6 protein-coding genes are annotated in these 12,923 nt (G+C 44.2%); all 6 read left to right on the plus strand.

The annotated features are described in order from the left end of the window. Positions 1-148: 148 nt before the first annotated feature. The 6 genes from Q1V85_RS11995 to Q1V85_RS12020 all read left to right on the plus strand — a co-directional run bounded on the left by Q1V85_RS11995 (position 149) and on the right by Q1V85_RS12020 (position 12,895). Positions 149-1,378 (plus strand): ROK family protein, encoded by a 1,230-nt coding sequence (locus tag Q1V85_RS11995; RefSeq protein WP_300600215.1) that lies wholly within the window; start codon positions 149-151, stop codon positions 1,376-1,378. A gap of 21 nt (positions 1,379-1,399) precedes the next feature. Beyond that, entirely contained in the window at positions 1,400-4,549 is a 3,150-nt protein-coding gene (locus tag Q1V85_RS12000; protein ID WP_300600217.1) for a SusC/RagA family TonB-linked outer membrane protein, read from the plus strand. 18 nt (positions 4,550-4,567) lie between these two features. Next, the gene (locus tag Q1V85_RS12005) at positions 4,568-6,511 is read left to right on the plus strand and encodes a SusD/RagB family nutrient-binding outer membrane lipoprotein (protein WP_300600220.1); all 1,944 of its coding nucleotides are present in this window, start codon (positions 4,568-4,570) and stop codon (positions 6,509-6,511) included. A gap of 210 nt (positions 6,512-6,721) precedes the next feature. Next, entirely contained in the window at positions 6,722-7,933 is a 1,212-nt protein-coding gene (locus Q1V85_RS12010) for an ROK family transcriptional regulator (RefSeq protein WP_300600222.1), read from the plus strand. A gap of 50 nt (positions 7,934-7,983) precedes the next feature. Further along, positions 7,984-11,304: a SusC/RagA family TonB-linked outer membrane protein gene (locus Q1V85_RS12015; RefSeq protein WP_300600223.1), complete on the plus strand. Its 3,321-nt coding sequence runs from the start codon at positions 7,984-7,986 to the stop codon at positions 11,302-11,304. Positions 11,305-11,323: 19 nt separating this feature from the next. Next, complete coding sequence (locus Q1V85_RS12020) at positions 11,324-12,895, plus strand: SusD/RagB family nutrient-binding outer membrane lipoprotein (RefSeq protein ID WP_300600225.1); 1,572 nt, start codon at positions 11,324-11,326, stop codon at positions 12,893-12,895. Positions 12,896-12,923: the final 28 nt, after the last annotated feature.

Below are 12,923 nucleotides of genomic sequence, written 5' to 3' on the forward strand. Positions count from 1 at the left end.
TTTATACCGGTTATAAAAAAGGGGAGCAAAGATGAACAAATTTTTCGGATCTTGCGGGCGAAATACATTCCCCTTAAAATAATATTTTTTTAATAAACTTTTTAAAAAAATTAAAAAGTTTATTAAGTTTGTGTTAATAAACAGAACTATGAAAAAACGGTTGCAATATAAGCTGTTGATTTTAAGGGAGTTTTATTACGCCGGTGCTTTATCTTGTGCGGAACTCAGCACGCGTATTGGTAAAAGCATTCCATTTACGGCACAACTACTGGCCGCGTTGGTAGCAGAAGGTACGCTGCTGGAGAACGGATTAGCCCCTTCGGCTGGCGGCCGGAGACCGGCAATGTATTCGGTAAAGCCCGATGCGATGTATGTGATTGCAGTAGCCATGGATCAGTTAGTGACCCGGGTAGTGGTGATGGATTTTGAAAATAAACCGGTAATGCCATTGCAGCAGGAGGAGCTGAAGCTGGCGGAGAACCCCGAAGCACTGGTGCATTTGAAAACACTGATTGAAGGTGTTATTAAGAAAGCCAGGATCCCCAGGAAAAAAATTCTTGGTGTGGGAATCGGGATGCCCGGCTTTATTGATCCGCAAAAAGGCGTGAATTATTCCTTTATTTCCATTGATGATAATAGTATATCGGGTTATCTGCATAAAGAGCTGGAGGTTCCGGTATACATCGATAATGACTCCAGTATCATTGCACTGGCGGAGCAGCATTTTGGGGCGGCCACAGGTGTAGGAAATGCCATGGTGGTCAATATTGGCTGGGGTATCGGGCTGGGCCTGATCCTGAATCACCAGTTGTACAGGGGTGGAAATGGCTTTGCCGGGGAATTCAGTCATATTCCCTTTTTCGACAATAATAAAGTGTGTTCCTGTGGCAAAAAGGGTTGCCTGGAAACCGAAACCTCTCTAAAAGTAATCATTGAAAAAGCGGAGCAGGGACTAAAGCGGAAAAGTGCTGCTGCTTTTTTGAAAAAAGATTTTCGTACCGGTTCTGTAGAGAAAGACTGGCAGGCGATTGTAAAAGCCGCACAGATGGGCGATGACTATGTAGTGAAATTGCTTACTGCTGCCGGTTATGATATTGGCCGGGGTGTGGCCGTGCTGATCCATTTGTTTAACCCGGAACTAATCGTATTAAGCGGCCGTGGTGCCCAGGCAGGACGCATCTGGCAGGCTCCCGTATTGCAGGCGGTAAATGAACATTGCATTCCCCGCCTGGTGGGCAACACATTGGTAAAAATGTCTACCCTCGGGCACAAAGCAGAACTGATCGGCGCCGCCGCGCTGGTGCTGGAGAACCTTTCAAAAACGAAGAAGATACATCCATCAAAAACGATTTCACCTTTGCCAAACACTGTTAATTAATTAAATTTTAAACAAGAGAAAATGAAGAAGAAACATGTACTACTGGTACTCTTTGCCCTCTTTTTGGGTGCGGGAAGCTTAATGGCCCAGGTAAAGCGTACCCTTACCGGTGTAATTACGGATGCAGATGGCAAGCCGGTACCGGGTGCTACCATAACCGTTAAAGGCACCGGGCAGGCCGTGGTTGCTGCCGACAACGGGACATATACCATTACTGTAGAAAACCACCCGGATCTGGAGATCAGCGCTGTAGGTTTTACAACTCAGACAGTAAAAGTGGGCGACGATAATAACCTTTCTGTCCAGCTAAGTTCTGTAGAGCGCAGCCTGGAAGGTGTGGTGGTTACGGCGCTGGGTATTAAACGGGAGCGGAAATCGCTTGGATACGGCGTGCAGGAAGTAAAAGGAGAAACTCTATCAGATGCCAAAGAGCCCAATGTGACCAATGCACTTTCCGGAAGGGTGGCTGGATTGCAGGTAACCCGTTCCAGCAATGGACCGGCTGGTTCTTCCCGTATTATTTTACGCGGAAATAATTCGCTTACCGGTGATAACCAGCCCTTAATTGTAGTGGATGGAATACCCATCAGCAACACTTCCGGAACCGGTGTAGGAAAAGGCGTCAATCAATCGGGGATCGTGCCGGGTGCTACCAACGATTACTGGAATCCTTCACTGGATATGGGGAACGGGCTATCCGACATAAACCCGGATGATATCGCTTCTATCAGTGTGTTGAAAGGACCTTCTGCCGCTTCTTTATATGGTTCCCGTGCCGGTAATGGTGTTATATTGATTACTACCAAAACAGGAAAGGCTCAAAAGGGCCTGGGCATTACTGTTTCTTCTACTATCGGGATGGAAAGCATTTTTACAAATCCCGACCGGCAAACCACTTTTGGACAGGGTTCTACAGGGATCTATGATAAAACACAGGCAAACAGCTGGGGACCGAAGATTGAGGGGCAGAATGTAGAGAACTGGAACGGTGCCACCGTGCCACTGAAATACTATGATAATATACATAACTATTTCGGAACGGGTTTCAACTCCAATCAAAGCATTACGTTTTCGCAGCAGTTCAATGGTACCTCTGTTTATACATCTTTAAACCGGCTGGATGATAAAAGTATGATACCGGGTGCCAAGCTGGGCCGTACAAATATTACGACCAGGGCCTTATCTAAATTCGGAAAGGACGATCGCTGGACCCTGGATGCAAAAGTGCAATACATCAACTCCAAAGCAACCAACCGGCCACAGGCGGGAAATAATGCCGGTAATATTTACCGGTTAATGTATATACTTCCGGTTTCGCTGAATATTGAAGATTTTAAGAAAACCAAGGATGAGAACGGGAAAATGATCTGGTATGTGCCCAACAGTGCAACTGTAAATCCCTATTGGGCGGAGGATAATTATCTGAACACGGATACCCGTAACCGTTACATTATGACCGGATCGCTGAAATATCAAATCACCGATTGGCTGAATGCCGAAGTGAAAGGCGGATCGGATATGTATAATGTGGTAGCGGAAGGAAAAACTTATTCCGGAGGCCCCGTTACCAACCAGTATAGCATTGGCAAGTATTCTTTTTCAGAAACCAACTACAGCACCCTGATCACGGCGCGGAAAGATAATGTGTTTGGTAAGTTGGGTGGTTTTGCAACCGTGGGTGGTAACCTGATGTCGCAGAATGTAAATTCGATCAAAACCAACTCCGGAGAGCTGGTAGTGCCGGATCTTTTTTCTGTGAACAATGGTAAAAACCCGGCAACGGTTGATGAGCTCTATAGCAATAAAAGGATCAATTCTGCTTACGGATCGTTGCAGCTGAACTGGGATGGATACCTGTTCCTGGAAACCACACTGCGGAATGACTGGTCTTCAGTATTGAGTAAGAACCACCGTTCTTACCTGTACAGTTCTACCAATTTGTCGTTTGTAATTACAGACATGATCCGGCAAGGCGGAGCTTCCCTGCCCAGCTGGCTGAGCTACGGTAAGTTGAGAGCTTCGGCGGCGCAGGCCGGTAATGATATGGCGCCTTATCAATTGTACAATACCTATAACATCGGGAAAGATCCCAATGGCAATACAACCGCCGGAAGAAATGAAACCTTGTTTGATCCGAATGTTAGGAACGAGTTGTTAAAAACCTATGAACTGGGTGCAGAGCTGCGCATGTTTAACAGCCGGCTGGGAATCGACTTTTCCTGGTATAAAACCAATGCAACCAACCAGCTGATCGCGATCCCACTCGATCCGTTGAGCGGATACAAATATAAAATGATCAATGCCGGAGATATTCAAAACAAAGGTATTGAGTTGATCGTGGATGGTAAGATCCTGGATAATCCCAATGGTCTGAACTGGACCACGCAGGTGAACTTCTCCAACAACAAGAATGTGGTGAACGCAATTGCGCCGGGTATTGATCTGTACTCTTTAGGGGGATACGATGCTGTGACGGTTTATGCAGAGTCCGGACAGAAATACGGACAGATCTATGGATCTGCATTCCAGCGGGTAAATGACCCCAAGAGTGCGTTTAATGGTCAGTTACTGTTGAGCGCCACCGGGTTACCACAGGGAACAGATGCCCGCAGGTTGGCCAGTCAGCAGCCGGATTTCCTGTTGGGTAATACCAACACATTCTCCTATAAAGGTTTGGGATTGTCGTTCCTGCTGGACGGACGTTTCGGCGGGAAGATCTTTTCGGCAACCCTGGCAAGTATGCAGCGTGCAGGAACAGCGGCCGCTACTGTTGTAAACGGAGCCAGGGATAAGATAAAAGTGCCGGGTGCGATCCTCGATGAAAATGGAACGTATATTAAAAATGAAATTGAAGTAACCCCACAACAATACTGGCAGGCCATTCAAAGCGGTAATATCGGTATTACCGAAGCCAATCTTTATGATGCATCCAATATCCGCTTAAGGAATGTGCAGCTGAGCTATCAGCTGCCGCAAAAAATGCTGGGTAAGTCGTTCATTCAAAGAGCGCGGGTAGGTGTTTCCTGCAACAATGTATGGCTGATCAGCAGTCATATGCAGGGAATGGATCCTGAGTCGGTATTCGCCATAGGCTCAAATGCGGTTGGCTTTGAAAACGGGGCACCACCCACATCCAGGTATTACATGTTTAATGTAACCTTAGGTTTCTAACTTTTAATTCTTATGACAATGAAATATATAGTAAAGAAGATATCGGTATCGATGTGCGCGGTATTACTGCTGGCATCCTGTAAGAAATTTTCAGAAATAAATGTAAATCCCATCGCTGCGGATTCCTCGCAGGTACAGGTAGAATATTTTATCAATAACTCCATCATTGGTGCGCAAATGGATCCGGATGTTGCAGAACGCTCCTTTGTATTGTATTGGAAGCCGGCAGGCCGGCAGGCCAGTGACTGGGATGGTGGTGCAATAAACGTTGGAAGTTATAGCGACGGATGGTCTACGAACTATTATAACCAGTTATCCACCTGGTTAAACAATGCGAATACGGCCATACAGATCGGCGAATCGAAGATCAGCGCAGGTACCGCTAAATCGTATACTCCTAATCTGATACAGGTTGCCCGCATATGGCGCGCCTATCTGATGAGTGAATTTTCAGATAATTTTGGTCCGATGCCTGTAGACGCATTTAAGGGAACAAACCCCCAGTTCAATGATGTAAAAACGGTGTATTACTATATCCTGGCTGAATTGAAGGATGCTGCTTCCAAACTGGATCTGTCTGTTAATTCTTCGGATATTGCCAAGCAGGATCCTGCATATGGCTATAATTATACACAATGGAAAAAGTATGCGACTTCTATGCGGCTCCGGCTGGCCATGCGGTTGTCTGAAGTGGATGCTACAAAAGCAAAAACGGAATTTGAAGATGCATCTGCGGATATGAATAACCTGATCACCTCGCTGGATGACAACTTCCAGGTGCAGGAAAAAGACGGATGGTCGCCCCTAACCGGTGTAATGACTCGTTCCTGGGATACGCAACCCCTGTCTGTTACGCTCCGGAATGTATACCAGGGGCTGGGTGGCGTTAAATCTTCCGATCTGCTGGGTGCTGCATTCCAATCGGCCATCAAACCGGCCGATTGGCTCGGACAACGCTACCTGAATCATTTCCCGGTTAAGAATAATGACCCGGTTACCGGGTACTGGCTGGATGGTCTTCCTTATTCGATCGATCCCCGGGCCTATAAAGCGTTTTCCATTCCCGGAGATGTGAATAACCCGAACTATCCCAAACAGAATGGCAATTTTGATGTGATCAGCGTCCGGAACCTGAAAACTTCCGCGGGTGATAATCTGAAATCCATCGATGCCAAGTATACCTGGAATGCCCGGATCGACGGCGATTTCGGTCCCAAAGATCCTATGAATGAATTATTCAATTATGGTGGTACCATGCCCCGGATCAATATGCAATTCAGAAACAGCACGCAAAAGCGGATCTTTTTTGCGGCCTGGGAAACGTATTTCCTGTTAGCAGAGGCCAGCGTTCGCGGCTGGACAACTCCTGTGAATGGAAAGACTGCCTATGAAAAAGGCATTACACTGAGTTTTAACTACTGGGATAATAGCGTGGTATCTCCGGGTACGGCTGCCATATCTCCTTTTGCGACGGCTTATTTAGCCTCTACCAGTTATAATAACTGTGGTACTTCTGTAAGCTGGGATCATACCGCTGAACCCCCGGCATCCCGCACGATGAACTTTCAGGATGGATACACCGGTACCGCCGGAAGTGCAGCAATTGTATACCCTGCAAATACCTTGTATAAATCAGGTACGGTGAAGAATGACCTTTTAACAAAGATCATTACGCAGAAATTCATCGCTCAATGCCCCTGGTTACCTCTGGAAACATGGAGCGATCACCGGAGGCTGGGACTGCCGTTCTTTGAGAACCCGACCATTGAACTGTCGATTCCTACACTGCCTGCGTTGACGGATGGTACGTACATGACTTCCAACATTAAGTTCTTCCCGCAGCGGTTGAAATACCCGTCAGTTTTGCCAAACTCCAGTCCGGACGGATACAAACAGGCAAAAGCCGCGCTGGGCGGAGATGATGCCGTGCTGACTCCGCTCTGGTGGGCAAAGCAGCAATAATTTAGGCGATCTTAGATCCTGATCATAGCCGTCTCTGGTATTTTTAAATATCGGGGACGGTTTTTTTTATGATGCGGCAGCCCGGGTTGAAAGAAGAGGGGAGATGAGCAGGATTCGGGGACCCGTAAATTTTTTATTAATTCAAAAAAAAATTAGCTTACTTATTAATTATTTTAAAAAGTTCGTTAAATTTGAATTAACGATGCTGTCATGCAAAAACGATTGCAATATAAACATTCGATTTTCCGGGAGTTTTACTATGCCGGATCCCTGTCCTGTGCAGAGCTGAGTGCCCGTATTGGTAAGAGCATTCCGTTAACCACCCAAATGATCAATAACCTGATTGAAGAAGGGGTGGTGGAGGAAAATGGGTTGGCTCCTTCAAATGGAGGCCGGCGTCCTGCCATGTATTCGGTAAAACCCGATGCGATGTATGTAGTTGCTGTAGCCATGGATCAAATGATTACAAGGATCGCCATTGTAGATTTTCACAATAAACCTGTAGGTGTGGTGGCGCAGCATGAATTACTGCTTGCTCATAATCCCAATGCGCTGCAGCAGTTAAAAACCCTTATTGAACAGGCCATCAAAAAATCAAAGATCCCAAAAAAGAAAGTGCTGGGAGTGGGTATCGGAATGCCTGGGTTCATTGATGCGCTCCAGGGAATTAATTACTCGTTCTTTCCGAATGAGAGCAAGAGTATTGCGAATTACCTGGATGATGCTTTAGGCATACCGGTTTATATCGATAATGATTCCAGTATTGTTGCGCTGGCAGAACATCGTTTTGGTGCCGCGGCCGGATCGCGCAATGCTATGGTCGTCAATCTGGGCTGGGGAGTGGGCCTGGGTTTAATTCTCAACAACCAGCTATACCGTGGTGAAAACGGCTTTGCGGGAGAATTCAGCCATATACCTTTTTTTAACAATAATAAGGTATGCTCCTGCGGAAAAAAAGGCTGTCTTGAAACCGAAACTTCTTTAAAAGTGATCATTGACAAGGCAGAGCAAGGGCTGAAGCGGAAAGACGTTTCAACCTTTTTGAAAAAAAATTTTCGAACAGGCTCTGTGGAAAAAGACTGGCAGGCGATTGTAAAAGCGGCACAGGTGGGAGATGAGTATGTAGTGAAATTGCTTACCGCGGCTGGTTATGATATTGGCCGGGGCGTAGCGGTGCTCATCCACCTGTTTAATCCGGAACTGATTGTACTGAGCGGTCGTGGTGCCCAGGCAGGCCGTATCTGGCAGGCCCCGGTGCTGCAGGCCGTAAACGAACATTGCATTCCCCGCCTGGTGGGCAATACATTGGTAAAAATGTCAGTTCTGGGGCATAAAGCAGAGCTAATTGGGGCAGCTGCGTTGGTGCTGGAGCATCTTTCAAGATCAAAAATTAAAGAAACTACTAAAGTCAGTTTGCAATAATACCTATAAAATTAGCCAAACATTTTATAATTATTTTAAATGAGAAAAAAATGAAGAAGAAACAAGTGTTGTTCGTTTTCGTTGCTTTGCTGTTAGGCTATGGAAGCCTGCAGGCTCAGATTAAGCGGACGATAACCGGCGTGATTACAGACGCGGATGGTAAGCCAGTCCCAGGTGCCACGATAACGGTTAAGGGCCGCAGTCAGGCTGCTGTTGCCAATGAAAAAGGGGAATATTCTATTAACGTGGAAGGAAGCCCTGAGTTAGAGATTAGCTCTGTTGGATTTGTAACGAAAGTATTAAAAGTAGGTAGCGATAGTACCCTGCCGATAATATTGAACACCGATCAGGGTAGCTTGGAAGGTGTTGTCGTTACAGCACTGGGTGTAAAGCGCCAACAGCGATCGCTGGGATATGCCACTTCAACAGTGTCTGCTGCAGACCTCGTAAAGACGGCACCAACAAACTTTGCGGCAGCATTATATGGAAAAGTACCCGGATTGCAGGTTTCTTCTGCGCCTGGAGGTTCTACCGCTGGCGTGGTCATGCAGTTGAGAGGCCTCAACTCAATTAGCTATAGTTCTACTCCTTTAATTGTTCTTGATGGTATTCCAATCAGAGACGGAGGTTTTAATAGCGGAGACTATTGGAATGATGGACGTGTGCGGGGAAACGGACTTATTGATTTGAACCTGGAAGATATGGAAAGTGTTACGGTGCTTAAGGGGGCTGCTGCGGCTGCATTATATGGTTCTGAAGGTAAAAATGGCGTATTGCTGCTAACCTCAAAGAAGGCAAAGGGAAAAGGTTTTTCGGTTGATTTTAATGCCACCTATTTTCAGGATCGGGTAGCCTATTTGCCGCGCCTTCAAAATGTGAGAGGCGCTGGATTTCCAGTACCTTATGATGTATATAAAAGTGATCCTGATGGGTTTGGAAGTTATACTTTAAACGGGACAACGTATAGGACAAACGTTCAGGCCGGGTTAAATTTCGGGCCGCTGTTCGATGGTAAACCAATTCTTACCTGGGATGGTCAGGTAAGGCCCTATTCGGCACAGCCAGATAGATACGCGAATTTATTTCAAAAGGGTAACAATTCAACACAAAATATCGCGGTTAGCAGTGCAACAGACAAAGCGGATATCCGGTTGTCGTTAACACATCAACGGTTTGAAGGTGTAAGCCAAAATTCCAAAGATGAAAAATTAAATGCAAATTTTAATAGCACGGTAAGATTCAGCAAGAACTACTCACTGGATTTGATGATAAATTATATTAACCAGAATGTTCACAATCGTCCTTTTTTAGTTGACCGGATGGTAAATAATTTTACGGGTATGATGCCGGCTTTTGATAACGGGGCATGGTATTTTGATAAGTACAGAACTAGTCTTGGCTACAAATATGTTACGGGTAGTAACCCGAGTTTAACACCTGATGAAAATATTAAAATTCCCAACTACCGTACTGATATTTTGGATTATGTATGGAATCTAATGTCAAACAATGTGGATGAATACAACAACCGTTTAATATCAAGTATTACGAATACCTTGAAAATTACGAATGACCTGTCTTTACGCGGAAAAATAGCAACAGATCTTTCGTTTAATAGAACCCTGAATAAATCACTTTCATCCCAACCGATAGCGTACGGTCCTTCAGGTGGATATACGCAGTCTACATACAACTATAATATTTTGTATGGTGATGTCCTGCTTAATTACAATAAGCAAATTTCAGAAGATTTTAGCCTGTCGGCAACTGCAGGTTATACCGCTAGGGATGAAAAAGGTATGAATACCAGCGTGGGCACAAATGGAGGGCTTGGTGTGGAAAATAAATTTGATCTGACCGCGTCATACAATACGCCATACAATAGTAGTGGAAGCCAAACGTATTTAACAACAGATGCATTTCTGGGTACCTTGAACTTTAACTACAAAAGTTACGCTTTCCTTGAGGGTACTATAAGAAGAGATAGAACATCTACCATGAATCCTCAGAATAATACATTTACTTATCCATCCGTAAATGGTAGCCTAATTCTATCAGATATCTTCAAACTGCCGCAGGTGATTAATTATGCCAAACTGCGTGCTTCTTGGGGGGTGGTTGGTAGTTATCCCGCGGCCTATCTGGCCAATGTGGCGTATAATACCGGCAATCTTGGTGTGCAAACCGCCGGAGGAACCCCCGTGCTAACTACTTCTACGATTACAAATCCATACGGAAATGACAATATCAGACCCGAGAAAAAGAAAACGCTGGAATTTGGCTTGGCTGTTGAAACGTTCAATAAACGGCTTAATTTTGATGTTTCATACTACCATGATAAAGTATATGACCTTATCATAAACCTGACACTTCCTCAAAGTATGGGCGCTTCCACTATTTTATCAAATATAGCGGAACTTTCAAATAAAGGGTTTGAAGCAAACATCAATGCGATCCCTATACAAAGCAAAGATTTTCGTTGGAATCTTACGTTAAACTACTTTACGAATACCAATAAAATAGTTAAACTGGCAAATGGTTCTAAAGAACTGATTCATTCTGATAACGATGGAAACGCATATCAGATAAAGTCGGTAGTTGGTCAGCCGGTAGGCGATATTTATGTGCACCCAACGTTGGTAAATGATAAAGGACAGGCTATTATTACAGATGATGGTTTGTATCAGCAGGATCCCAACAAAATGGTGTCGGGTGGAAACAGTCAGGTAAAAGGTGCCGGTGGCATCCTCAATACATTTACCTACAAGAGCTTTGCACTCACATTTAATGCGGATTTTAAATATGGAGGGTATGTAATTCCAACCGGTTTATTTTGGATGAATAGTCGTGGTATAACAGAAGAAAGTCTTAAATATATGGACGCTGCTCATGGAGGCCTTAGTTATTATTTGGATGCAAATGGAAAGGGTATTGCAACAACTGCTGCATCCGGCCCTAAAGGCGAAAAGGTTTTGCATGATGGTATGTTGTTGAATGGAGTTACCGCTGATGGGAAAGACAATACGAATATCATATCTCAGGCGTACTATTATTGGAATATTTACAATTGGGGCGGCCCTCAATATTCGCCAAGTGCATTGTATAATCTGTTTGTAGAAAAAAACAATTATATCAAAATGAGAGAAATATCGCTTGCATACACATTGCCTTCCAGAATTGCCTCAAAGGTTTGGGCGCAGAGGGTAACGGTTTCTGTATTCGCCAGAAATCCATTCTACATATACCGGACAATAAAAGATATGGACGCCGAACAGTTAACAACAAGCAATGTATGGTACAACAATCTTAATAATGCAGGAAGCCAGCCGTCTACAAGGACTTTTGGTGCAATGATTCGGGCAACATTTTAATACTGAAAAAGATACTAATATGAAAAAAATAATTTTTACTACGGTTGTTATTGCTGTTACGGGAATAGTGTCCTGTACCAAACAGCAATTTGCCGATCATTATATTAATCCTAAAACGGTAGGAACGACAACTATCGAAAAACAGTTTTCCGGTTTTATGGCTGCCGACTTGGATTACGTTATGTATAAATATTGGAACTATTTTGTGGTGCTCCAAAATACAGCTTTGCCATGGTCCCAGGCCGTAGGTGTTAATAATATTCCGGCAAGGTTTGTACCGGGTGCGGCGGCTGTATCAGACCGATGGTCAAACTTTTATAACTTTCTTGCTCAGTATAAAGAGCTGCTTAATGTGTATAATAAATCCACTGATGAGGAAAAAGCGGCGAAGAAGATATATATTACTTTAGCCACGATTCATTTTTACGATCAGTCTCAGAAAGTAGTAGACCTGCATGGAGATATTCCTTGGTCGGCCGCCGGCCTTTTAAGCACCAATAAAGGGGATGTTAACGCTTCTTATGCGAAATATGACAAAGCCAGTGATATTTATACCAAAATGCTTGATGATTTAAAAGGGTTTGCGGAAGAACTGAATACGGTTGCATTGTCAGCGCCGGTTGCGGCCACCTTGAAATCACAGGATTTTATTAATCAGGGCGATATTACTTTGTGGAAGAAATATTGTAATTCCCTTAGAATAAAACTACTGATGAGAGCTTCGGGAGTTGCGGCTTTTCAATCCAGAGTAAATACAGAAATTGCATCCATTCTGAACAACCCAACCAGCTATCCGGTGGTTACCTCTAATGATGATAAAGTTGCAATTGAAGTATATAGTGTGTCTTCGGGGATAAATAATGGCACGGGTACTGGCCTGAACGCAGATTTTTATAAGGGTCTTATTGGCTGGGGGGGAGGAGACATCCCCTCCAAGCAATTGATCGATTATATGAAGGCAAATACCGATCCCCGATTATCCCTTATGTTTCAGCCGGGTGCAAATGCAGGAGGTAATTATGCAGGCTTAGATCCGAGTCTGCCATCTAACACTCAATCTGATTTGGCAAATGGCGGAACATTGTCACGTTATAATTTTGCAAACATTTCTCAGAATATTAATATACCTGGTATGTTAATTAATGCCGCTGAAACCTATTTTTATATTTCAGAATATTATCTGAACGGGGGCAATGATGCGGCGGCAAAAACAGCGTATGAAAACGGCGTTAAAATCTCTATAGATTATTATGCTTTTCTAAGTGGAGGAACGGTTAGCAATGTTTTAAAAACGGCGTATCTGGCATCTCCAGGTGTAATTTGGTTGGGCACAAGCGCTGCTAAATTAAATCTTATAGCAACGCAAAAGTGGATCAATTATAGCGTGCTGCAGCCTTTAGAAAACTGGGCTGAAGTTAGGCGTCTGAAATTACCCGTTTTAACCTTTACAGCTGATAATACAAACGCACAAAAAATGCCGCCCAATCGCTGGCAATATCCAACGAATGAGCAAACATACAATGCCGAAAATTATGCGGCAGTAAAAGACAATGATAAGATCACTACTAAGATCTTTTGGGACGTTAAATAAAGAATAATATCCGTACTTTTCAGGCTAC

The organism is Niabella sp., assembly GCF_030150205.1.
Lineage (GTDB): Bacteria > Bacteroidota > Bacteroidia > Chitinophagales > Chitinophagaceae > Niabella.